The organism is Demequina mangrovi, from assembly GCF_000759715.1.
Taxonomy (GTDB): Bacteria; Actinomycetota; Actinomycetes; order Actinomycetales; family Demequinaceae; genus Demequina; species Demequina mangrovi.
In genome coordinates, this window is the sequence record NZ_BBLU01000001.1 from 397,680 (window position 1) to 421,019 (window position 23,340).

Annotated in this window: 21 protein-coding genes; 5 read left to right on the forward strand and 16 right to left on the reverse strand. The window is 72.2% G+C overall.

What is annotated here, in order from left to right; genetic code table 11:
* Window positions 1-64: 64 nt before the first annotated feature.
* The 10 genes from TR42_RS01750 to TR42_RS01795 all read right to left on the reverse strand — a co-directional run bounded on the left by TR42_RS01750 (window position 65) and on the right by TR42_RS01795 (window position 12,182).
* On the reverse strand, window positions 65-1,840 hold the full coding sequence (locus tag TR42_RS01750) for an ABC transporter ATP-binding protein (protein WP_042212408.1): 1,776 nt from the start codon (window positions 1,838-1,840) through the stop codon (window positions 65-67).
* Window positions 1,837-3,705: an ABC transporter ATP-binding protein gene (locus TR42_RS01755; RefSeq protein WP_042212410.1), complete on the reverse strand. Its 1,869-nt coding sequence runs from the start codon at window positions 3,703-3,705 to the stop codon at window positions 1,837-1,839. Before TR42_RS01755 ends, TR42_RS01750 begins: the two co-directional genes overlap by 4 nt.
* The gene (hisF, locus tag TR42_RS01760) at window positions 3,702-4,472 is read right to left on the reverse strand and encodes an imidazole glycerol phosphate synthase subunit HisF (RefSeq protein WP_042212412.1); all 771 of its coding nucleotides are present in this window, start codon (window positions 4,470-4,472) and stop codon (window positions 3,702-3,704) included. Before hisF ends, TR42_RS01755 begins: the two co-directional genes overlap by 4 nt.
* On the reverse strand, window positions 4,472-5,395 hold the full coding sequence (locus tag TR42_RS01765) for an FKBP-type peptidyl-prolyl cis-trans isomerase (RefSeq protein ID WP_161786606.1): 924 nt from the start codon (window positions 5,393-5,395) through the stop codon (window positions 4,472-4,474). Before TR42_RS01765 ends, hisF begins: the two co-directional genes overlap by 1 nt.
* A gap of 41 nt (window positions 5,396-5,436) precedes the next feature.
* Window positions 5,437-6,846 carry a Pup--protein ligase gene (pafA, locus tag TR42_RS01770; protein ID WP_042212413.1) on the reverse strand — a complete coding sequence of 470 codons (1,410 nt, stop codon included), beginning with the start codon at window positions 6,844-6,846 and terminating at the stop codon, window positions 5,437-5,439.
* Window positions 6,847-6,865: 19 nt separating this feature from the next.
* Window positions 6,866-7,054, reverse strand: coding sequence for a ubiquitin-like protein Pup (locus tag TR42_RS01775; RefSeq protein WP_042212415.1), 189 nt, complete (start codon window positions 7,052-7,054; stop codon window positions 6,866-6,868).
* A gap of 10 nt (window positions 7,055-7,064) precedes the next feature.
* Complete coding sequence (gene dop / locus TR42_RS01780) at window positions 7,065-8,579, reverse strand: depupylase/deamidase Dop (protein WP_042212417.1); 1,515 nt, start codon at window positions 8,577-8,579, stop codon at window positions 7,065-7,067.
* Entirely contained in the window at window positions 8,579-9,988 is a 1,410-nt protein-coding gene (arc, locus tag TR42_RS01785) for a proteasome ATPase (protein WP_052405497.1), read from the reverse strand. The genes dop and arc overlap by 1 nt, the downstream gene beginning before the upstream one ends.
* Window positions 9,988-10,995 carry a tRNA (adenine-N1)-methyltransferase gene (locus TR42_RS01790; protein ID WP_042212419.1) on the reverse strand — a complete coding sequence of 336 codons (1,008 nt, stop codon included), beginning with the start codon at window positions 10,993-10,995 and terminating at the stop codon, window positions 9,988-9,990. The genes arc and TR42_RS01790 overlap by 1 nt, the downstream gene beginning before the upstream one ends.
* Before the next feature lie 71 nt (window positions 10,996-11,066).
* Window positions 11,067-12,182, reverse strand: a complete 1,116-nt coding sequence (locus tag TR42_RS01795; RefSeq protein ID WP_042212421.1) for a site-2 protease family protein — start codon at window positions 12,180-12,182, stop codon at window positions 11,067-11,069.
* A gap of 136 nt (window positions 12,183-12,318) precedes the next feature.
* Between TR42_RS01795 and TR42_RS01800 the strand changes: the two genes are divergently transcribed.
* Window positions 12,319-13,152: a RecB family exonuclease gene (locus TR42_RS01800; protein WP_042212423.1), complete on the forward strand. Its 834-nt coding sequence runs from the start codon at window positions 12,319-12,321 to the stop codon at window positions 13,150-13,152.
* A gap of 3 nt (window positions 13,153-13,155) precedes the next feature.
* Here TR42_RS01800 and TR42_RS01805 read toward each other — a convergent pair whose 3' ends face one another.
* Window positions 13,156-14,736, reverse strand: coding sequence for a methyl-accepting chemotaxis protein (locus TR42_RS01805; RefSeq protein ID WP_042212425.1), 1,581 nt, complete (start codon window positions 14,734-14,736; stop codon window positions 13,156-13,158).
* A gap of 104 nt (window positions 14,737-14,840) precedes the next feature.
* Window positions 14,841-15,530, reverse strand: a complete 690-nt coding sequence (locus tag TR42_RS01810) for an HAD family hydrolase (RefSeq protein WP_042212427.1) — start codon at window positions 15,528-15,530, stop codon at window positions 14,841-14,843.
* 24 nt (window positions 15,531-15,554) lie between these two features.
* On the opposite strand from TR42_RS01810, the gene TR42_RS01815 reads away from it, so the two are divergent.
* Window positions 15,555-16,421, forward strand: a complete 867-nt coding sequence (locus TR42_RS01815; RefSeq protein ID WP_236623292.1) for a PAC2 family protein — start codon at window positions 15,555-15,557, stop codon at window positions 16,419-16,421.
* 208 nt (window positions 16,422-16,629) lie between these two features.
* Here the strand turns inward: TR42_RS01815 and TR42_RS01820 are convergent, their stop codons facing one another.
* The gene (locus TR42_RS01820) at window positions 16,630-17,493 is read right to left on the reverse strand and encodes an undecaprenyl-diphosphate phosphatase (RefSeq protein ID WP_042212428.1); all 864 of its coding nucleotides are present in this window, start codon (window positions 17,491-17,493) and stop codon (window positions 16,630-16,632) included.
* Window positions 17,494-17,559: 66 nt separating this feature from the next.
* On the opposite strand from TR42_RS01820, the gene TR42_RS01825 reads away from it, so the two are divergent.
* Window positions 17,560-18,522, forward strand: coding sequence for an aldo/keto reductase (locus TR42_RS01825; RefSeq protein WP_042212430.1), 963 nt, complete (start codon window positions 17,560-17,562; stop codon window positions 18,520-18,522).
* A 67-nt stretch (window positions 18,523-18,589) separates the two neighbouring features.
* Here TR42_RS01825 and TR42_RS01830 read toward each other — a convergent pair whose 3' ends face one another.
* Window positions 18,590-18,895 (reverse strand): hypothetical protein, encoded by a 306-nt coding sequence (locus TR42_RS01830; RefSeq protein ID WP_042212432.1) that lies wholly within the window; start codon window positions 18,893-18,895, stop codon window positions 18,590-18,592.
* 42 nt (window positions 18,896-18,937) lie between these two features.
* On the opposite strand from TR42_RS01830, the gene TR42_RS01835 reads away from it, so the two are divergent.
* Both TR42_RS01835 and TR42_RS13990 read left to right on the forward strand, forming a co-directional pair.
* Window positions 18,938-19,195, forward strand: coding sequence for a DUF5703 family protein (locus TR42_RS01835; RefSeq protein ID WP_236623293.1), 258 nt, complete (start codon window positions 18,938-18,940; stop codon window positions 19,193-19,195).
* 158 nt (window positions 19,196-19,353) lie between these two features.
* On the forward strand, window positions 19,354-20,424 hold the full coding sequence (locus tag TR42_RS13990; protein ID WP_052405498.1) for a thermonuclease family protein: 1,071 nt from the start codon (window positions 19,354-19,356) through the stop codon (window positions 20,422-20,424).
* A gap of 25 nt (window positions 20,425-20,449) precedes the next feature.
* Here the strand turns inward: TR42_RS13990 and TR42_RS01845 are convergent, their stop codons facing one another.
* Both TR42_RS01845 and TR42_RS01850 read right to left on the reverse strand, forming a co-directional pair.
* Window positions 20,450-21,748 carry a M20/M25/M40 family metallo-hydrolase gene (locus TR42_RS01845; RefSeq protein ID WP_042212434.1) on the reverse strand — a complete coding sequence of 433 codons (1,299 nt, stop codon included), beginning with the start codon at window positions 21,746-21,748 and terminating at the stop codon, window positions 20,450-20,452.
* Window positions 21,749-21,767: 19 nt separating this feature from the next.
* Entirely contained in the window at window positions 21,768-23,168 is a 1,401-nt protein-coding gene (locus tag TR42_RS01850) for an ArnT family glycosyltransferase (protein ID WP_042212435.1), read from the reverse strand.
* Between the last annotated feature and the right edge of the window lie 172 nt (window positions 23,169-23,340).

Sequence of the window (23,340 nt, forward strand, 5' to 3'; positions counted from 1 at the left end):
TTCGCACCCCGGCGTGAGCAACCTCACGAGGGCTTGCGCCGAGGGGCGCACGGGGCGAGGGACGTCAGTCCCGGGTCTGCGCCACCCACGCGGCGTGGAGACCCGAGTAGATGCCGCCGGCCTTGACCAGCTGGTCGTGGTGACCCAGCTCCACGAGCTCGCCCTGCTCCATCACGCCCACGAGGTCCGCACGCTCGGCGGTCGACAGCCGGTGCGCGATCACCACGGCGGTGCGGCCCTGCATGAGCGACTCGAGCGCGCGGGAGATCCGCACCTCCGTCGCGGGGTCCACGGCCGAGGTCGCCTCGTCCAGGATGAGCAGGTCCGGGTCGCGCAGGTACGCCCGCGCGATCGACACGAGCTGGCGCTCGCCGGCGGACAGCAGCTCGCCGCGCGGGCCCACATGCGTGTCGAGGCCGTGGGGCAGGGTCTTGACCCAGCCCTCGAGCCCGAGCGACTCGAAGGCCGCATGCGCGCGCGCCTCCACCTCGTCGGGCGAGGCCTTCGGCAGCGCGTACGCGAGATTCGTCAGCACCGAGCCGTCGAAGAGGAAGCCCTCCTGCGGCACCACCGCGACCGAGCGGCGCAGCGAGGACATCGGCACGTCGCGCACGTCGACGCCGCCGACGCGCACCGTCCCCTCGGACGGGTCGAAGAAGCGCGACATGAGGCGCGCGAGCGAGGTCTTGCCCGAGCCGGTCTGGCCCACGAGCGCGAGGCGCTTGCCCGCGGGAAGGTCGAGGTCGACGCCCTTGAGCACCTCGGGGCCGCCCGGATAGGTGAGCCGGATGCCCTCCATCGCCAGGTCGCCACGGCCGTGCGGGATGGGCGTGCCGTCCTCGGCCGGGTCGGCGATGGTGACCTCCTCGTCGACCAGCTCGACCACGCGGCGCCAGCCGACGATCGCGCGCTGCATCTCCGCGAGCATCTCGATGATCCACATGAGCGGACCCGAGAACATGTAGACGAGGAAGGCGAAGGCCACCACGGTGCCGACCGTGATGTCCCCGCGCAGCGCGAGGTGCGTGCCGCCGATGAGCGCGATGCCCGTCGCGAGCGACTGGCCCAGCACCGTCGAGGAGAAGTTGAGCGAGGCGAGCGCGGAGGCGCGCTTCTCAGCCTTGAGGATGTCGTCGATCTCATCGCCCAGCTGGTCGCGCATCCGCTGCTGCACGCCGTACGCGCGGATGGTCGAGATGCCCACGAGCTGCTCCGAGGTCTTGCCCAGCAGGTCGGCCATGCGCGAGCGGACGGTGGTGAACGCCGCCCGGACGCGCGGCTGGATCCACAGCAGCGACATCACCATCGGGATGAAGGCGAGCAGCACCAGCAGCGACAGCTGCCACGAGTACGCGAGCATCACCAGGAACACCACGCCGGACTCCATCGCGGCGATGATCATCGCCGCGCCGGTCCACTGCATGAGGTCGCGCATCGTCTCGACGTCGCCCGTGACGCGCGACACGTAGCGGCCGCGCTGCTCCTCGTTCTGCGTGAGCACCGAGAGCTCGTGCACCTTGCCGAACGCGCGGATGCGCAACGTCGCGAGGCCCGCCTCGGCGGCGGAGACCATGCGCATGCGCACGCGCCACGCGAGCACGGCGGAGATCAGCAGGATCACCGCTCCCCCGCTCGCGTACGCGACCACCACGTCGGTGTCGACGCCGCCGGGCGCGAGCAGGCCCAGGTCGGTGACGCGCTGCGTGAGGAAGGGCGACACCGCGCGACCGGTCGCCGCGAGGGCCGCCAGGGTCAGCGTGATGCCGAGCCCCTTGCGGAACTCGGGGCTCAGCTCGAGCCCGCGCCGGAACAGGTGGCGCATCGTCATCTCGTCGGTCATCCCACGTACCCCGCCTGCTCCTCGGCCTGACGGCGCGAGTCCTCCTCGTATGCGAGCACCAGCTCGCGGTAGCCCGCGTCACGGCCGATGAGCTCGGCGTGCGTGCCGGCGTCCACCACCTCGCCGCGATCGACGTGGACGATGTGGTCGGCCAGCATGATCGACGCGAGCCGGTACGCGATCACCAGGACGGTCGGGCCGTCGTCACCGGCCAGGCCGGTGAGGATCTCGCGCTCGACGCGCGGGTCCACGGCGCTGGTCGCGTCGTCGAGCACCAGCACGCGCGGGTCGCGCACCAGGGAGCGGGCCAGCGCGAGGCGCTGACGCTGTCCGCCCGAGAGGTTCATGCCCCGCTCGGCCAGCACGGCGTCGAGGCCGTCCCTGCCGTCGCGCGCGAGCTTCTCCACCACGTCGAGCACGTTGGCGCGCCGCAGCGCGTCCCACACCTTCTCGTCGGTGTGGTCCTCGCCCAGCGTGACGTTGTCACGCACGGTGCCCGCGAACACGAAGGCGGTCTGCGGGACCAGCGCGACGTGCGTGCCGAGACGCGCGATCTCCTCGAGATCCGCGCCGTCGAGCGTGACGGTGCCGTCCGACGGGCGCGCGAGACGCGCGGCCGCCAGGGCGACCGTCGACTTGCCGGAGCCGGTCGAGCCCACGAGCGCCGTCACGGTGCCCGGGCGCAGCTCGAGCGACACGTCGCGCAGGATGATCGCGAGCTCGCCGTCGCCGTCGTCGGCGCCGATCGACGCCTTGTCGAAGCGCACCTCGCCCGCGCCGTCGCGCGAGATCTCGAGGTGGCCCGGCTCGTCGATCTCGGTCGCGGCCTTCGCGATCGATCCGATGCGGCCGAAGGCCACGAGGGCCTGCGGCATCTGCCCGAGCACCCAGCCGAGGCCGCGGATCGGGACGGCCATGAGCGTGACGAGGTAGATCGAGGACACGACGTCGCCCACGGACACGGCACCCGCGGCGGCGCGGAACGAGCCGACGACCATGAGGGACACCGCGCCGAGCGGCACGATGACGTCCATCATCGGCTCGAACCACGCGGAGGTGTGGCCCACGCGGGTGTCGGCGTCGCGCAGGTCGTTGGCCGCCTTCGCGAAGCGCTGCGTCTCGCGGTCCTCGGCGCCGAGCGCCTTCACCACGGTGCCGCCCTCGAAGGACTCGTGCGCGATGGTCGACACGTCGGCGCGCAGGCTCTGACCGAGGTCCCAGCGCGGGGTGATGACCTTCTCGTAGACCACGTTGATCGCGAAGATCACCGGCACCACGGCGAGGCCGGTGACGGCGAGCCACGGGTCCATGCGCCACATGCTGATGCCCGCGGCGATCATCATGACGAACGAGCCCACCGTGAAGGCGAAGGGGTGCAGCGGCGACGTCGCGGTCTCCGAGTCGGAGGACATCGCGGACAGCATGCGGCCCGACGGGTTCGCGCGGTGCCAGCCGAGCGGCAGCGACGCCAGCGCATCGGCCACCACCCGGCGGTGCTTGGCGCCCACCCCCGCGACGCCGAAGCCCTGCACCATGCGGCGCAGGCCCACGAGGATCGCGTTGGCGACGCCGATGAGCAGGAACGCGGCCCCCGCGATCCAGATCGCGACCGTCGGGTCCTGGGTGCGCTCGCCCCAGAAGCCCTGGATCGGCTCGCCCGCGACGCCGGGGATCACCACCTCGTCGGTGATGTCGCCCAGCAGCGTGCCGAAGGTGACGGTGAGCAGGCTGAAGGCCGCCGCGGCGGCGACGGCGATGGCGAACTGCCACGGCTGCTCGCGCACCGCGTGGGCGAGCAGCTGGGCAGCCTTCTTCGAGAAGCGGCCGGAGATCTCGTACCGGCGCGCCTGGTCGCGCGATGTCATCGGACCTCGATCCCTGCCTCTCGCATCGCGTCCTTGACCTCCTGGATCGTGAGCGTGCCGAAGTGGAACACCGACGCCGCGAGCACCGCATCGGCCCCCGCCTGCGCGGCCTCGACGAAGTGCTGGACCGTGCCCGCGCCGCCCGAGGCGATGAGCGGGACGTCGACGACCGCGCGGACCGCGCGGATCATCTCGAGGTCGAAGCCGTCGGTGGTGCCGTCCGCGTCCATCGAGTTGAGGAGGATCTCCCCCGCGCCGAGCTCCGCGCCGCGGCGCGCCCACTCGACGGCGTCGATGCCGGTGCCCTTCTTGCCCCCGTGCGTGGTGACCTCGTAGCCGGAGTCAGTGACGGTGTCGGGACCGCAGCGACGCGCGTCGACCGACAGCACCAGCACCTGCGAGCCGAAGCGATGCGCGATCTCGGAGATGAGCTCGGGGCGCTCGATCGCCGCCGTGTTGACGCCCACCTTGTCCGCGCCCGCGCGCAGCAGCCGGTCCACGTCCTCGGGCGCGCGCACGCCGCCGCCCACGGTGAGCGGGACGAACACGGTGTCCGCGGTGCGGCCCACCACGTCGTAGGTGGTGTCGCGGCCGTCCACCGAGGCGGTGACGTCGAGGAACGTCACCTCGTCAGCACCCGCGGCGCCGTAGGTCGCGGCGAGCTCGACGGGGTCGCCCGCGTCGCGCAGGTTCTCGAAGTTCACGCCCTTGACCACGCGGCCCGCATCGACATCGAGGCAGGGGATCAGGCGGACAGCGACGCCCATCAGGCACTTCCTTCCGGGTTCCAGACATCGAGGATGTCGACGACGAAGACGAGCGTGCCCTTCGCGGCGTAGCCGTAGCTCGCGGGCACCACGAGCAGGACCTGGGAGCCGGCCGTCTGGTCGAGCAGCCCCTCGTCGAGGCCTCGGATCACCTGACCCGAGCCGATCTGGAGCTCGAACGGCGCGGTGCTGACGGGCCACGACGAGTCGAAGACGTCGCCCTTGACCCAGGAGCCGTCCTCGTCCTCACCCTTCGACCAATACCACGCGGAGTAGTTGACCGTGAGGTAGGAGCCGTCCTTCACCTGCGCGCCCGAGCCCTGGACGAGCGTCGCGACCTGCAGGTCGGCCGGCGGGTCGCCCTTCGGGATCTCCACCGACGGCTCGCCCGTGAGCCTGTCGCGGGTCACGGTCGGGAACGCGGGCCCGGCGTCGATCTCGTTGCCCACCGCGTGGTCCGGCAGCACGTCGACCACCATCGCGATCGGGGGCTCCGACTCGGCCGCGAGCGACGGCGGCGCGACCACGAGCAGGCGCGCGCCGACGCGCACCGCGAGCAGGCGCTCGTAGAGCTCCTCCCCCACGACCTCGGGCGCGAGCACGAAGGACCGCGGCAGGCCGTCGTACGTGTTGATGAGCGTGGTCCCGTCGACCAGCGAGGCGCCGTAGATGTCGAGCAGCAGCGGCTGGCCGTCCTCGAGGTGCTCGCCCTCGCCGTCCCACACCAGCTCCGACTGCTCGGAGGTGTACTCGAGCCCGGGCGTGAACTCGAGCGAGGGGGCGAGCGTGTCCGAGCCGCCGATGACGATGTCGGAGATGTCGCCGATGGTCGACGCGCTGGGCTCGGCGCTCGACGTGGACGCGCTGCAGCCGCCCAGGGCCAGGGGCACGAGGGCGAGCGCAAGCACGACAAGACGACGCATGAGTGAGATCTCCATTCGGGACCAGTCGAGTCTACGGCCGGTCAGGACTGCGCCAGCGCGTCGAGCAGCGCGTCGACGCGGGCGTCCTCGGACCGGAACGGGTCCTTGAGCAGGACCGTCGTGCCGGAGGATCCGGCGATCTTCAGGTGGACCCAGTCGACCGTGAAGTCGTGGCCGCTCTCGAGCGCACGCGTGACGAAGGCGCCGCGCAGGCGGGCCCGCGTCGTCTCCGGCGCCGTGGTCATCGCGCGCACGATCGCCTCCTCGGGGACGATGCGCTTCACCAGACCCTGCGCCTGCAGCTTCGCGACGAGGCCGCGCTCGGGCGAGACGTCGTGGAAGGCGAGCTCGAGGCGTGCCAGCCGCGCATCGTCGAGCGCGCAGCCCAGGCGCTCCTGATAGCGGGTGATGAGACGATACTTGATCGCCCAGTCGAGCTCGGTCTCGACGCCGGAGAGGTCCTGCGTGCGGACCGCGTCGACGCCGCGCTGCCACAGGTCGAGGATCGCGTCGACCTCGGCGGTGCGCTCGATGACGCCGCCCAGGTGCGAGCGCACCAGGTCGATGTACGTCTGCTGGACCTCGACGGCGGTGAGCCGGCGGCCGTCCGCGAGCTCGACGGTCGCCTGCCCCGTGAGGTCGTGAGCGACGTCGCGGATGGCCTGCATCTCGCGCGCGAGCGTGAGCTCGGGCAGCACCGCGCGCGCCTCCATGATGCGCAGGACCAGGTCGGTGGCGCCCATCTTGAGCAGCGTGGTCGGCTCGGCCATGGTCGAGTCGCCCACGATGACGTGCATGCGGCGGTAGAGCTCGGCGTTGGCGTGCGGCTCGTCGCGCGTGTTGATCATGGGGCGCGAGCGCGTGGTCGCGGAGCTGAGCCCCTCCCACATGTGGTCCGCGCGGGGCGAGAAGCTGTAGTGCGCGCCCTGCGGCGTGCGCGTGATGCAGCCCGCGCCGGTGACGATCTGCCGGGTCACCAGGAACGGCAGCAGCGCCGAGGCGAAGGCCTTGAAGTCGGCGCGGCGGCGCACCAGGTAGTTCTCGTGGCAGCCGTAGCTGTTGCCTGCCGAGTCGGTGTTGTTCTTGTAGAGGTGGATCTGCCCGTCGACGCCCGCGGCGCGCAGCCGCTCCTCGCCGCCGGCGACGAGGTCCTGGACGATGCGCTCGCCGGCCTTGTCCATCGCGATGAGGTCGGTGAGCGAGTCGCACTCGGCGGTCGCGTACTCGGGGTGCGCGCCCACGTCGATGTAGAGGCGGGACGCGTTGGGAAGGAACACGTTGGACGAGCGGCCCCACTGCACCACGGAGTGGAACAGGTGGCCGGCGACCTCCTCGGGCGTGACAGCGCGCGAGTCGGCGGAGTCGAGGTGCAGGCCGAACTCGGTCTCGAGCCCGAAGATGCGGCGGGCGGGGTCGACGTCGAGAGGCGGCGGGATGTCGGTCGGGATCATGGGCGCGCAGGCCTCGGGCCTACTGTCCGCCCTTCTGCACGAAGGACCGGACGAACTGCTCCGCGTTGACCTGCAGCGAGCCGTCGATCTCCGCGAGGAGGTCGTCGAGCGCGTCGCCGCTCTCCTGCGCCGCCGCAGCGGGCGCCGGGGCGTCGGGCTCGGGCGTCTCGTCCTCGTAGGGCTGTCCTTGCGCGTTGAGCTGGGCCATGATCGCGAGTCTATCCGCCGATGAGGTGGTCGAGGAGGGGGTGACGCGCCGCCATCGGCTCGTCGAGGTGGATCACCTCGAGGTGGCCATGATCGGTCTCGCGGTCGAGCACCACGGTCGACCAGCCGGCGGCGTCGACCACGTCCGGTCGAGCCGCGACGATGCCGCCGCGCAGCCGCGCGCGGGTGTCCTGCGGGGCCGTCGCGACGGCCGCCGCCACCGCCTCCTCGGTGGCGATCCGCTCCATCTGCCCCGCCGCCGCGAGGCGGGTCGCGAGCCCGTCACCCAGACGGCTCCACTGCAGGTCCATGGCGGCGAGCCGCGCATCGTCCCACGGCAGGCCGTCCGGCGTCCCGGGCGAGACATGACGAGCGCGCATGCGCCCGAGCAGCTGCAGCTTCGCGACCCACTCGACCTCGCGCGCGGCGCTGAAGAGGTCCGTCGCGAGCCGCTCGAGGACGCCCTCCCAGCGGGCGATCACGGCGGCCTCGCCCGCGTCGGTGACGTACGAGCGGCAGATCTCGAGCAGCGCGCGCTGGATCTCGAGGGCGCTGGCGGAGTCGCCGTCGGCGATCTCGAGGCGCGCGCGCAGCGTGAGATCGCGGCTGACCGTCTGGACCGCCTCGACGGGGTGCGCGAGCGCGAGCGCGTCGAGGCGCTCGTCGTCGGCCTCGATCGCGGACAGCACCAGCGCGGTGGTGCCCATCTTGAGATAGGTCGCGACGTCGAACAGGTTCGCGTCGCCGATGATGACGTGGAGGCGCCGGTACTTGTCGCGGGTCGCGTGGGGCTCGTCGCGGGTGTTGACGATGGGCCGCCGAAGGGTGGTCTCGAGGCCCACCTCGGCCTCCATGTAGTCGGCGCGCTGGGACAGCTGGAAGCCCGGCTCCTCGCCGAACTGCCCGAGCCCCACGCGCCCCGCGCCGGCGAAGACCTGCCGGGTGACCAGGTGCGGCGTCAGCCGTCGCGCGAGGTCCTCGAAGTCCGTGCCGCGGCTCACGAGGAAGTTCTCGTGCGTGCCGTAGCTCGCGCCCTTGCCGTCGACGTTGTTCTTGTAGAGCTCGACCCGCGAGCCCTCCTCGTCGGCGTACCTCGCCGCCGCGGCGAGCGCGATCGCGTCGCCCGCGCGGTCCCACACCACGGCATCGTGCGCGCTCGTGACCTCGGGGCCGCTGTGCTCCGGGTGGGCGTGGTCGACGTAGAAGCGGGCGCCGTTCGCCAGCACCGCGTTGAGGTGCGCGGGGTCCTCCCACGAGCCGCGGCGACGCCGCAGCGTCACCTTGCCCTCGGACTCGTCGAACTCCGGCGCGTCGGTGAGGAGGTCCGCCGAGGCGCCCATGCGCGAGCGGCGGAAGCCGCGCTGGTCCTGCAGCGGGTCCTCGCCGCCGTAGTCCCAGCGCGTGGTCCGCTCCCCCGCCCACGCGCGGCACGCCGCGACCAGGCGCGAGGACATGAGGATCGGGTTGGCGCGGGGCTCGTCCGGATCGACGATGCCGTACTCCGTCTCGATGCCGACGAGGCGCATCAGGCCCCCGCGAGGGTGCCGGCGGCGACGGCGCGCGCCTCCGCGAGCTCCTGGTCGGCGGCGTGCGCGAGGTGCGCGCGGGTGAGGCCCTTGGCGTTCCCCGCGACGACGCCCTTGATGGCGGCGGTCTTCGCGCGGTCGACCACGTTGCGCACCACCGCGCCGGAGACGTGGCGGTCGGCGTCGGCGTGCGCGAAGATGCGGCTCACGCCGGCGTCGATGAGCGCGCGCGCGGTCACCTCGCGATCGCCGCCGTGAGCGTCGAGCTCGTCCTGCGCGAGCGGCAGCGAGGCGGTGAGGTACTTGCCGAAGATGTCGGCGGTCGCGGCCGGGCTGGGGCGCGAGATCTCGATCTTCACGTCGAGGCGGCCGGGCCGCAGGATCGCGGGATCGATCATGTCCTCGCGGTTCGAGGCGCCGATGACGATGACGTTGCCCAGCGCCTCGACGCCGTCGAGCTCGGTGAGGAGCTGCGGGACGATGGTGGTCTCCATGTCCGAGCTCACGCCGGAGCCGCGGGCGCGGAACAGCGCGTCCATCTCGTCGAAGAAGACCACCACGGGGGCGCCCGAGTGCGCCTTGGCGCGGGCGCGCTCGAAGATGGTGCGGATGTAGCGCTCGGTCTCGCCCACGTACTTGTTCAGCAGCTCGGGGCCCTTGACGCTGAGGAAGTAGGAGCGGTCCGCGCCCACGGCCTCGGCCAACGAGTGCGCCACGGCCTTCGCGATGAGCGTCTTGCCGCAGCCGGGAGGGCCGTAGAGCAGCAGGCCGCGCGGCGGACGCAGCGCGTGCTCGCGGTAGAGCTCGGGGTGCGTGAGCGGCAGCTCGATGGCGTCGCGGATGCGCTCGATCTGCGGGGTGAGGCCGCCGATCGACGAGTAGTCGATGTCGGGCACCTCCTCGAGCAGCAGCGCCTCGACGCCCGTGCGCTCGACCTTCTCCGACGCGAAGCCGGTGCGCGGGTCGATGATGACGGTGTCGCCCTCGTGCACGCGACGCGCGGCGTCGCCGCCGATGAGCGTGACCACGCGCTCGTCCTCGCCGCGGGACACCACGAGGATCCGGTCCTGGTCGATGACCTCGCGGACGATGGCGGCCTGGCCGGTGCGCTCGGGGCGCGCGACGTCGACGACCACGCTCATGGCGTTGAGGAGCACCTCGTCGCCCGGCGCGAGGTCCGCCTCGAGGGTGGGCAGCACCGCGACGCGCATGCGGCGGCCCGAGGCGACCACATCGGCGTTCCGACCCGACCACTCGACGAAGGTCGCGAAGGTCTGCGGCGGCTGCGAGGCCTCCGCGAGCTTCTCGCGCATCTCCCCCAGCTGGTCGCGCGCGAGCGTGAGCAGCCGCTGGAGCTCGGCGTTCTGACGCTCGAGCCGTGCGATGACGTCCTGGGCCTCGGCGACCATCAGCCCTCCTCGCCGTCGTGGTGCTGGGCGGCCTCGGCCGCGGCGTTCGCGTCCCGGCGCACCTTGCGGATCTTCTTGTCGGACACGGCGCGCTCGCCGAGGTCCTCGGGCGTCCACTGCTCCTCGTGCGGGTACGCGCCCTTGGCGGGACGGCGGTGACGCAGCGGGGCGTCGACGCCGGGCGCCATGCGGCGCGCGGTGATGAGGAAGCCGGTGTGTCCCACCATGCGGTGGTCGGGACGCACCGCGAGGCCCTCGAGGTGCCAGGTGCGGACCATCGTCTCCCACGCGCGCGGCTCGGTGTAGCCGCCGTGCTCGCGCAGGTCCTCCGCGACGCGGGACAGCTGCGTGGTGGTCGCGACGTACGCGAGGAAGACGCCGCCCGGGGCCAGCGCATCGGCCGCCGCGTCGATGTTCTCCCACGGCGCGAGCATGTCGAGCACGATGCGGTCCACGGTGCCGGGCTCGAAGGCCTCGCCCACGCGGTCGGCGAAGTCGCCGATCTCGAGGCGCCACGCGGGGTGCGGGCCGCCGAAGTGCGACTCGACGTTGGCGCGCGCGATGTCCGCGAAGTCCTCGCGGCGCTCGATGCTCACCAGCTGCCCGGAATCGCCGACGGCGCGCAGCAGCGACATCGTGAGCGCGCCCGAGCCGACGCCGGCCTCGACCACCCGGGCGCCCGGGTAGATGTCCGCCATCTGGATGATCTGGCCGGCGTCCTTGGGGTAGACGACGGCGGCGCCGCGCGGCATCGACAGCACGAAGTCGCTCAGCAGCGGGCGCAGCACCAGGTACTCGATGCCGGCGGTGTTGCGCACCACGCAGCCCTCGGGCTGGCCGATGACGTCGTCGTGGTGGAACAGCCCACGATGGGTGTGGAACTGCTTGCCGTGGGCGAGCACGATCGTGTGGTGCCGGCCCTTCGGATCGGTCAGCTGGACACGGTCGCCCGCGCGGAGCGGGCCGCGGCGCTCGGACGCGCCGACAGGCTCGGGGGTCTGGGTCATGCGGCCAGTCTAGGGCGCGCCGACGAGGCCGAACGCGGCCGCGGCGGCCCCGATGAGGGCGGCGCCGAGGGTCAGCCGAGCGCCTCGCGGATGTCGTCCAGCCGCGCGATGCCCACCGGCTGGCCGTCGTCGTCGGTCACCACGAGCACGTCGGTGCGCCCGAGCCACGGCACCACGGCGGAGACCAGCCCGTCGCCGGTGGCGGAGGCCGGGATCACCGCGCCGCGCACCACGGGCATCGTCACCGACATCAACGTGGTCGCGTCGCGCGCCTCCTCGGGCACCGCGTCCGTGAGGCTCACCGGGAAGTGGCCCGCGGGCTTGCCGTCCGCGGCGAGCACCACGACCTCGCGTGCATGCGCGGAGGCCGCGACCACCCGCGCCTGCGCGACCGTCGCGTCGTAGGGGATCCCGACGGCCGGCACCGCCAGACCGTGCGCCGAGAGCTGGTCGCGGCGCGCGAGCACGGTCGCGGCCCGGAGCTCGGCGGTCGAGGCGGGCCAGATGACGGAGAACAGGAACATCGCCCAGATCGCGGCGATGAGGTCGATGCCGCGACCCTGGAGCAGCGGCCAGCCGACGGCGACCACGATCACGGCGACGGCGACGATGCGCCCGCCCTGCGCGGCCCAGCGGTGGCCCTTCCACCGGTCGCCGGAGATGCCCCACACGACCGCGTTGACCACGCGCCCGCCGTCCAGCGGCGAGCCCGGCAGCGCGTTGAAGGCCGCGAGGATGAAGTTGAGGAGGCCCGCGTACCAGAGCACCTCGCCCACCGTGCCGTCGACCGCGCCCGCGACCGTGATCGCGATGCCGCCGACCACGGCGTTCGCGAGCGGGCCCGCGGCCGCGATCGCGCCGGTCTCGACGGGCTTGGGGTCCTCGGCGCGGAACTGGGTGTGGCCGCCGAAGAAGGTGAGCACGATCTCGTCGACCGTCCGCCCGAAGGCCCGCGCCACCGCCGTGTGCGCGAGCTCGTGAAGGAAGACCGACGCGAACAGGAGGATCGCGACCGAGAGGCCGAGCGCGAAGCCCTGGCGGGTGAAGCCGTCGTCGCCCATGCCGTAGATCGCGGCGAGGATGAGCGCCATCACGAGCGTCGAGGGCGTGAGCACGATGCGCGCGCCGAGCACGCGTCCGAGCGAGATGCCGCGGGTGGTCCTCGGGCGGGGCGGGGGCCTGTCCATGGTGACCACGGTAGTGGGCGGGGCCCGGCTCCCCCTCCCCGCCTCGCCCGCCCCGCCTCGCCCGCCCTCGCCGTCGCCGGGCGGCCGCGCCATGGACGGCGCCGGGGCTGTCGGAGGCACGGCCTAGGGTTGACCCATGCCTCGACCGCCCGCCCTCTCGCCGTCCCGCGCGGGAGACTTCCAGCAGTGCCCGCTGATGTTCCGCTACCGCGTGGTGGACCGCCTGCCGGAGCCGCCGTCCCCCGCGGCGACGCTCGGCACGCTGGTCCACGCGGTGCTCGAGCAGCTCTACGACCTCCCGGCGCTGGAGCGCACCGTCGAGGCCGCGCGGGCGCGCCTCGAGCCCGGGTGGCGCGCGATGATCGCGAAGGATGCGGCGCTCGCGGAGCTCCACGAGGACGAGGCCGCCGAGCAGGCGTGGCTGGCCGAGGGCCGTCAGCGGCTCGCGACGTACTTCGACCTCGAGAACCCGCAGCGTCTCGAGCCCGCCGCGCGCGAGGAGTTCATCGAGCTCCAGCTGGAGGACGGCCCGCTGCTGCGCGGCATCGTCGACCGCATCGACATCGCCCCCGACGGCGCGATCCGCATCGTCGACTACAAGACCGGCAAGACCCCGGACCCGCGCTGGGGAGAGAAGAAGGAGCGCTTCCAGATGCGCTTCTACGCGCTCGTGATCGAGCGGCTTCGCCAGCGCCGGCCGGCGCTGCTCCAGCTGCTGTTCCTCAAGGACGGCGGGCGGCTCGAGATCCGACCCTCGGGCGACGACATCGCGCAGATCGAGTTCGAGATCCGCGAGATCTGGAACCAGATCACCGCGGCCGCGGAGTCTGGCAGGTTCCGCACCCGCAAGTCGAAGCTGTGCGGCTGGTGCAGCTTCCAGGAGGTCTGCCCGGAGTTCGGCGGCGCGGAGCGCCCGCTCGATCCCGATGCGGTCGAGCGGGCGCTCGGCGTGCGCCCCGTGACGGCGTAGCGGCTAGGCCTCGCGCACCGCGACGGCGGTGTTGAGGCGGCGCGACGTCGACGCCAGCGCCTCGGCCGCGGCGCTCACCTCGGCCAGACCCTCCGTGGTGCGCATCGTCGACTCGTTGACCGAGTCGAGCGCCGCCGCGATCTCCCGGCTGCTGCCCGCGACCCGCTCCGCGCTCGCCGCCATCTCGGCGGTGGTCGCGGTCTGCTCCTCGACGGCGCCGGCGATGGTGGCCTGGTAGTCCGAGATCTGACGGATGATCTCGCCGATGCGCGTGATCTCCTCGGACGCGCGCTCCACCGTGGCCTGGATGCCCTGCACCCGGTCCGAGATGCCGCCGGTCGCGCGGGCGGTCTCCTGCGCGAGGTCCTTGACCTCGCCCGCGACCACCGCGAAGCCGGCCCCGGCCTCGCCCGCGCGCGCCGCCTCGATGGTGGCGTTGAGCGCGAGGAGGTTGGTCTGCTCCGCGATCTGGGTGATGACCTTGACCACCGAGCCGATCTCCTCGCTCGACGAGCCGAGCTCGATGACCGTGCGGCTGGTCGCCTCCGAGACCGCGACGGCCTCGTGCGCCATCTGGGAGACGCGCTGCGCGTTCTCCGCGATCTCGGCGATCGAGCTGCCCATCTGACCGGTGGCGGACGCGATGGTGTCGATCCCGGTGCTGACCTCCTGGGCGGCGCCGGTGACGGCCGCCGTCCGGCTGGTCGCGCCCTGCGAGTCTCGCGACATGCCGTCGGAGGTGGTCGCGAGGCTCGTCGCGGCGGAGTCGAGCTCCGCGACGGCCTCCCGGACGCCCGACGCCATCGCCGAGGCGCGGTCGAGCGTGCCGTTGAGCGCGACCGCGAGGCGCTCGAGCTCGGTCGAGCCGCGGCCCGCGTCGAGGCGGGTGTCGAGGTCGCCCGAGGCGAGCGCGTCGGTGGCCGAGCCGATCGCGCGCACGATCGACCGGCCCACGAGCCAGGCGATGCCGGCGACGACCACGAGGATCCCGAGGCCCCAGCCGGCGAGCGTGGTGGCCTCCGCGATCGCGGCCGCCTCGACATCGTCCACGTAGATGCCCGAGCCGACGATCCATCCCCACTCGGGGACCTCGGCGACGTACGACACCTTCGGGGCCGGGTCCTCCTGACCCGGCTTGGGCCAGTTGTAGTCGACGAAGCCCGCGCCCTGCGAGTTCACCAGCTCGACGAACTCGACGAAGATCGCGGTGCCGTCCGTGTCGGTGATCCCGCTGACGTCGGTGCCGTCGAGCTCGGGCTTGATGGGGTGCATCACCATGACGGGCGCCTGGTCGTTGATCCAGAAGTAGTCGTCCTCCGAGTAGCGCAGGTCGCGCAGCTTCCCGGACGCGAGCTCCTGCGCCTTCTCGACGGTGAGGTTGCCCGCCGCGGCCTCGCTGACGTACGAGTCGACGATCTGCACGGCCAGCTCGACCACCTGCTGCGTGGCGTCCTTGCGCTCCGCCATCATGCGGTCGTGGAGCGCGACGGAGCCCGCCGTGATGAGCGCGCCGATGCCGACGGTGATGAGCGCGACGATCGCGAGGATCCGCACCTGGATCGATTGATTCTGGATGAGCCTCATTGCTGCGTCCTCTTCCCTCAAAGCGGTTCGCAGGCCCTATCGGGCGTCGGCGCGAAGTTGTGAGGGGGAATGCGGGACCTTGGTCCCGCGTGAGGCGGGAGGGTTCAGGCGGTGTCGCCGAACTGCTCGATGACCTCGCCCTCGACCAGCCGGCCGAGCGTGTCGACGTCGATGCCGTCGAGCGAGGCCACCCGGCTCAGCCCCGGCCGCTTCTCGACCGGGATGAGGCGACGGACGCCGATGGTCGCCGCGCCGGAGGCGTGGGCGGCGCCGATGCCCGCAGGCGAGTCCTCGATCGCGACGCAGCGCCCGATGTCGACGCCGAGGCGCTCGGCCGCGGTGAGATAGGACTCGGGGTGCGGCTTGCCGTGCGTGACCTGGTCGCCGGTCACCACGACAGCGAAGGCGTCGGGCGCGCGCGACACGAAGGCCTCGGCGAGCATCGCGTACGACATCGTCACGAGCGCGCACGGGATGCCGGCGGAGACGACGTCGTCGAGCAGGCGGCGCGCGTCGGGCATCCACGGCGTGCGCTCGCGCACCTGCGCGGTCACGCGCCCGAGCAGGTAGGTGATGACCTCGTCGGGCTCGAGGTCGACGCCCCGGTCGATGAGCACCTGAGCGGAGACGAGCAGCGGGTTGCCCACGAGCTGAAGGCCGTCCTCATGCGTCCAGCCGACGCCGAAGCTGCGCGCGAGCTCCGTCTCCGCGGTGATCCAGTAGGGCTCGGAGTCGATGAGCGTGCCATCCATGTCCCACAGGACGGCGGCCGGGTGAGTCGCCTTCTCATTCATATACGCCGAGTCTAGGCTGGCCGGATGATGCACGAGAGCGACCCTGCCTCCCTTGCCGCCGACCAGTCCGTGATGATCGCGGCCTTCGAGGGATGGAACGACGCGGGCTCCGCGGCCTCGGCCGCGCTCGATCACCTCGGACGCATGTGGAAGGCGCGGGAGTACGCGACCCTCGACCCCGAGGAGTACCACGACTTCCAGGTGAGCCGCCCGACCATCCAGACCGTCGGCAGCGGCGACCGCGTCATCTCGTGGCCGGGGACCGTGGTGTCGACCGCGACCGGGCCGTGGGTCGGCGACCGCGAGATCGCCCTCGTGCGCGGCATCGAGCCGTCGATGCGCTGGCGCCGCTTCTGCCGCGAGATCCTCGACTACGCGGAGGACCTCGACGTCCACACGCTCATCACGTGCGGCGCGCTGCTGGTCGACGCCCCGCACACGCGCCCGCTGCCCACGTTCGTCACCACCGAGGACGACCGTGCCCGCGAGGCCTTCGATCTTGAGCGCTCCGACTACGAGGGTCCGATCGGCGTGCTCGGCGTCCTGGGCCACGAGGCCGCGCTGCGCGGCATCACCGTCGTGTCGGTGTGGGTGGGCGTGCCTCACTACATCGCGCACCCGCCGAGCCCCAAGGCCACGGTCGCGATCCTGTCCCAGCTCGAGCGCTTCCTGGGCGAGCCGATCGACCTCGACGACCTCCCCGAGGAGCTCGAGGCGTGGCAGCACGGCGCCGACGAGCTCACCGAGGACGACGAGGAGATCGCCGCCCACGTCGAGCAGCTCGAGTCCGTCATGGACGAGACGAGCCTGCCCGAGGCGTCCGGCGAGGCGATCGCGGCGGAGTTCGAGAAGTTCCTCCGCCGCAGGGATCTGGGGAACGGGAAGGCCTAGCCTCCCGCGCATCGTCCCTTCTCCACCCTCCCCGCCCTCCCCCGGTCGGGACGCTCACCTGCACTTCTCCGCGCTCCACGTGCCGTGCGGGACCGTCATCTGCGGACCCGGGCGGACCGCGACGGTGAGCGTCCCGTGCGGCGCAGAGGCCGCCAGAAAAGCATGGTGAGCGTCCCGGACCCGCCCGGCGCGGGTGTGCGGCGGTCGATCAGGTCGCGCTGAGCGCGCCGCCCGCAAGCAGGCCGATGATGACGCCCGAGAAGCCGATGCGGTAGAGCACGAACGGCGTGAAGGTGTGGTGCGAGATGAGCCGCAGGAACCACACGATGACCGCGTAGCCGACGCCGAAGGCGACGATGGTCGCGATCAGCGTGTTCACCAGTCCCGCGGAGCCGGGGGCGCCGAGCGTGTCCCACTCGGTGATCAGCTCGAAGAAGCCGGAGCCGAGCACCGCGGGGATCGCGAGCAGGAAGGACACGCGTGCGGCCGCCTCGCGGGTCATGCCGAGCAGCAGGCCCATGGTGATGGTGCCGCCCGAGCGCGAGACGCCGGGGATGAGCGCCATCGCCTGCGCGAAGCCGAGCAGCACCGCGTCCTTGACCGTGAGCGAGTCGAGGTCGCGACGCTTCGAGCCGATCTTGTCCGCGATCCAGAGGAACACCGCGAAGATCGCGAGCACCGCTGCCGTGATGTAGAGGTTGCGCAGGCTGGTCTCGATCACGTCCTTGAGCAGCACGCCGAGGATCACGATGGGGAACGAGCCGATGATCACCCACCAGCCCATGCGCGCATCCGGGTCGTCCGCGCCGACGGTGCGGGCGCGCCAGCTGGGCGCCGCGCTGTCGAACAGCGCACGGAACCACGCCGCGATGATGCGCGTGATGTCCTTCCAGAAGTAGACGAGCACGGCGGCCTCGGTGCCGATCTGGATGATCGCCGTGAAGGCGGCGCCCGGGTCCTCCCCGTGCGGGAGCAGCGCGCCGAGGACGCGGATGTGCGCGCTCGACGAGATGGGCAGGAACTCCGTGAGCCCCTGGACCAGACCGAGGATGACCGCTTCCCACCAACCCATGGCGGCAACACTAGCGCCCGCGCGTCGCGCCCTTGCGTGTCGCCGCGACTTCGATAGCGTCTCCCCATGCAGCGCGCACGGTTCGGCACCACAGGGCTCGAGGTGTCACGCGTCGCGCTCGGCACCATGACGTGGAGCCGCGACACCGACGCGGAGCAGGCCGGCGGCCAGCTCGACGCGTTCCTCGACGCCGGCGGCACGCTTCTCGACACCGCGGCGTCCTACGCCGACGGCGGCTCGGAGGCGCTCATCGGGAGCCTCCTCGGCGGCAGCGTCTCGCGCGCCGACGTGCAGATCTGCACCAAGGCCGGCATCCGCCGCACCGCCAAGGGCGGCGTGATCGACGCCTCGCGCGACACGATGCTCGACACCCTCGACGCCTCGCTGTCGCGCCTCGGCACGGATCACGTCGACCTGTGGCTGGTGCATCAGCACGATGCGTCCACGCCGCTCGACGAGACCCTCCACGCTCTCGAGATCGCGGTCAACAGCGGCCGCGCGCGCTACGTGGGCGTCTCGAACTTCCCCGGCTGGGCCACCGCCGCCATCGCGACGCTCGCCGGCACGCGCCCGTCGCTGGCCGCCACCCAGGTCGAGTACTCGCTGCTGCAGCGTGGGATCGAGCGCGAGGTCGCGCCCGCCGCCTCGGCGCTGGGGCTCGGCATCATGGCGTGGTCGCCGCTCGGCCGCGGCGTGCTCACGGGCAAGTACCGCTCCGCGATCCCCGCGGACTCTCGTGCCGCCTCCGAGCACCTGTCGGGCTTCGTCGATCCCTATCTCGACGAGCGGGCCGGCACCATCGTCGAGGCGCTCGCGATCGCCTCCGAGGGACTGGGCGCCACGCCACAGGCCACGGCCCTCGCCTGGGTGCTCGCGCAGCCGTTCATCGCCACCGCGGTGGTGGGCGCCCGCACCGCGGAGCAGCTCGAGCCCTCCCTAGCGGCCGCGACGCTCACGCTGCCACCCGCCATCGTCGACGCTCTCGACGAGGTCTCCGCCATCGAGCTCGGATACCCGGAGCGGCGATGATCACGGCGCGCACGAGCCCCCGGACCGGATGCTCGTGCGCGCGCCTCGCGCTCCGCCCTGCGGCGGCTCAGCGCAGCTGGAAGTCGTCGAGGTCGTCGTCGAGGACGTCCTCGTCCTCCTCCGCATGCGCGTCGAGCGCATCGTCCTCGCCGTCGTCTGGCTCCTCGAGCTCGACGTCGTCGAGGAGCATCGGCAGCGTCTCCCCGTACTCGACGTCGAGCACCGCCTCGTACCGGTCGAACGCGTCCGCGAGGGAGTCGTACGCGTCGTCGACGGAGGCGTCCTCGTCGCCCCGACGCGCGAGGATCGCGGCCAGATGCTCCTCGTATGCCGCGACCAGCAGCCTCAGCGCCTCATGCGCGTTCGAGTCCATGGCTATGACGTTACCTGCGGAACAGGTTGAATGGGAGGCGAGATGAACCACGACGCACGCAGCACCACGCACATCGTGACCCCGACGCGCCGCATGCGCTCCGCGGACAGCAGGTTCGACTGGCGGGTGATCGACATCCCCAGCGAGATCACGCGCTCGGAGGCGCGCGCGCTGCTCACGGAGCAGGCCGAATACGGTCGCTGGGACCTCATCCGTTCGCAGGCGTTCGTCGGCGGGGCGAGGCGCGTGTGGCTCCGGCGTCGCGTGATGAACGTGCGTCGGACGGACGACGCGGCGTAGCCCCTCCTCCCCTGTCCCGCGGCGCCGCGCGAGGGACGATGCGCCGCGGGACGATGCGCCCCGCATCCCGACGGAGGCGGCGCCGCGCGCTCCGCTCGGGCGGTAGAATCGTTGGCCGCATATCCGAGCCGGCACGGGCCGGCCGATGAGGGGTCGTGATGCTGAGGTACCTGGGCTTCGTCGGCATCGGCCTGGCCGCCTTGTGGCTGATGGGCGCGTGCGACGATCCGGCGCCCACGCCGGAGAGCTCCGCCGGCGCGTCACCCTCGCCGAGCGTCTCCGCGACCGCGTACGAGGCTGCGGCGCCCGCCGCGCTGGAGCCGGCCGACAGGCCCGCGCTGGAGCGCTTCGACTCGTGGTTGACGCGCCTCTCGGAGTTCGCGATCGACACCGACGCCTCGCCCGAGGACGGAGAGGCCCAGGCCGCGAAGCTGGCCGCGCTCGCCGACGACTATCCCGGCAGCGCCGAGGTCGCCGCGCAGATCGAGGCCGCGGCGCAGGACCTCGCGCACGCCCATCGGGCCCTCGGGAACGGGCGCCCCGCCACCGCGGCCGCCGCCTTCCGCGACGTGTCGACCGGGCTGTCGGGCGTGCACCCGCTCATCGAGGCCGACATCGAGGACGTCGAGCGCGACAGCGGCTACCGCCTCGCGGGCGCGGGCGTGCAGGCGCATGCGACGTCAACGCAGACCGCGTCGATCGTGCGGTGGATCGACGGCGACACCGTGGCGACGAGCATCGGCCGGGTGCGCCTGATCGGGCTGGACACGCCCGAGCTGTCGGGTCGGTGCGCGACGGCCCAGGAGGCGTTGGCGGCGGCGGAGCAGCTCGCGCCGGCGGGGACGCTCGTGAAGCTCACCGATCCCGCCTCCGTGGACGACACGGACCAGCTGGGCCGGATGCTGCGCTACGTCGACCTGGTGGACGGCACGGACGTGGGCTACTCGCTGCTCGTCAACGCGCTCGGCGACGCGCGCTTCGACTCCCGCGACGGCTACGACTGGCACCCTCGCGAGAAGGCCTACCGCGAGCATTCCGCGAGCGTGGCCGACGAGGACGAGCAGTGCTCGTGGGAGGTCGCGGCGTCCGCGGGGCTCGCCCCCGCGACCGACGACGACGATGACGAGCATCTGCGGGCGCTCCGCCTGCAGGCGACGAGCGCGGCGGTCGACGGGATCCGCCGCGACGCCACGACGCTCGCGAACGCCGCTTCCGCCTCGTCACGCTGATCGACCCCCGCCCGGGGCGCTCGCTTCAGCAGTCGGCGAGGAACCGCACCATCACATCGGTGCCGAACTCGAGCGAGTCGATCGGGACCCGCTCGTCGATGCCGTGGAAGAGCCCGGGGAAGTCGAGCTCGGGAGGCAGCCGCAGCGGCGCGAAGCCGTAGCCCGCGATGCCGAGCTTCGCGAGGTGCTTGTTGTCGGTGCCGCCCATCATCGTGTACGGCAGCACGATCGCGTCCGGGTCGTCGAACGTGACCGCCTCGATGGCCTTGTGCACCAGCGGCACGTCGAAGGGCAGCTCGATCGACGGCTCGGTGATGTACTGCTCGACCTTGACGTGCGTGCCGGCCAGCTCCTCGATGGTCCGCAGCACCTGCTCCTGCTGGCCATGGAGGAAGCGCGAGTCGACGAAGCCTCCGGCGGTGTCGGGGATGACGTTGACCTTGTAGCCGGCGCTCAGCATTGTCGGGTTCGAGGTGTTGCGCAGCGACGCCTCGACCATGCGTCCCACGGCGCCGAGCCCGGCCACCAGCCGGTCGACGGTCGCCGCATCGTCCGCGTACTCCATGCCGAGCAGGTCTGCGGCGCCCCGGAGCAGGTGCTCCGATGTGGGCGAGATCTCCATCGGCCACTCGTACGCGCCGATGCGCGCCATCGCGCCGCCCAGGTGGGCGACCGCGTTGTCGCCGTGCACCAGCGAGCCGTGTCCCTGCACGCCCGAGGCCGCGAGCCGCAGCCACTGCATGCCCTTCTCCCCCGTCTGGAAGAGGTAGACGCGCTTCCCGGCGACCTGGATCGAGAAGCCGCCGACCTCCGAGACGGCCTCGGTCGCGCCCCGGAAGTCGTCGGGGTGGTGCTCGACCATCCACTTGGCGCCGCGGTGGCCGCCGTGCTCCTCGTCGGCGAAGAACGCGATGACGATGTCGCGGGCGGGCTTCACGCCCTCGCGGATCATGCGGCCGATCGCCGCGAGGTACATCGCGTCGACGCCCTTCATGTCGACGGCGCCGCGACCCCAGATCATGCCGTCCTTGACCTCGGCGCCGAACGGATCGACCGTCCAGTCCTCCGGGAAGGCCGGCACCACGTCGAGGTGACCGTGCAGCACGAGCGGCGGACGCGAGCGGTCGGCCCCCTCCCACAGCGCGGTGAGGGAGGCGCGTCCGGGCTCCGACTCGCGGATGACGGGCTCGAGCCCGAGGTCGCTGAGGTATGCGGCGACGTACTCGGCGGCGGCGCGCTCGCCAGGGCCGTCCTCGTCCCCGTAGTTGGAGGTGTCGATGCGCATGAGGTCACGCGCGAGGCGGACGACGTCGGACTCGGTCATGCGGACCAGGCTAGCGGCCTCACATCACCCGGAAGCCGTTGGTGATCACCACGCCGAGCACCACGAGCCCCACGAGCGCGAGGATGTAGACGAGGCGCCGGTAGCCGGCCTTCCAGGCCGCGATGACGATGCACGCGACGGCGCCCGGGATGAGCGCGAGCCCGTACCGTCCGGTCGGGTTCGGGAAGTACTGCGGCACCGCGGTGCTGAGGTACGCCTGGATCTGCACCACGGTCGGATAGAGCACCGTGCCCGCGAGCACCATCCAGCCGAGCGAGCGCCGCGCGGGCTCCTTCGCGCACGCGACGATCACCGCGAAGATCGCGCCGATCACCAGCACGTTGAGAAGGCGGGTCCAGGAGATCATCAGCGCGACGTTGAGCGGTTCCTGGAGGTAGTAGTCCGACGCGAGGTTGAAGCCGAGGAAGAGCGTCTCGAGCCACTCCGAGCCCGGCAGCCCCAGCACGTCGCGGGTGTTGAGGCCTACCAGCGGGTTCTGCCAGTTCGGATCGCCCCGCCCGCTCTGCCACGCCTGCCACGCGATGTACGGGAGCAGGATCGCTCCTGCCATCGCGCCGACGATCGCGGCGTCGCGGCCGTGCTCACGGCGCTTGGCCCAGTCGCGCAGCATGCGGAAGGTCAGCAGCGCGCCGAGCGCGATGAACGGGATCGCGGCGATCGTCTTCGTCATGGCCGCGACGCCGGCCAGCAGCGCAGCGATTCTCCAGTCCGCGTCCTCGTCGACGAAGATCCGTGCCGCCAGCCACACCGCGGAGGCGCCGATCACCACCGTCGCCGCATCCGGATTGACCGTGGTGACGGCGTGCAGCACGCGTGGGAACGCCGGCAGCAGCAGCGGAGCGATGATCGCCGCGGCCGGGTCGACACGCCAGCGCCGCAGCGCCACGAACATCGTGAACATGCCCAGACCCAGCCACAGCACTCCGGGAAGCCGCGCCGCCGTCAGGAAGTCGACGGACGGCAGCGCCGCGTCGATCGCACGCGCCGGCAGGCCGACCACGAGGTAGTACAGCGGCGGGTGCGAGAAGTTGTACTGCTGCCCCTCGTACGGGAACTCCCAGGCCTGCGCCTCGGCCCCGCACGCGGGCAGCTCGTAGCGCTCCTGCCCCACGCAGGCCCAGATGTCGCGGATCTCGGGCGCGATGATCGAGCCCGCGTACGGGATCTCGAGGTGGGACGCGCGCCACGCGTAGTCGGCATGCGTCGGCTCGTCGATGCGGGACATGGCGCCGCCGGGTCCGAGCACCACCGGCACCACGATCGCGGCCGCGACCGCGAGGTAGAGCGCGAGCACGCCGAGGCGGGATCTCCGCGAGTCCTTGAAGGACACCGCCCATTCCTCGGCGATCCCGATCCACTCGGAGGGAAGCGGCGCTCTCCTCGCGTGCGTGACGGTCAACGGCGCTCCTTGGGCGGTGAGGGGGCGCCTGCAGATACGGCGCATTTCCCGCATCGTAGCGGCGTGACCGGGGACGATGCGCGCCGCGAGGACTCCGCCGCGCGCGGCTCTCGCCGGGGAACGCAGAAGGCCCCGACCTTGCGGTCGGGGCCTTCTCCCGGTGTCCGAGGGG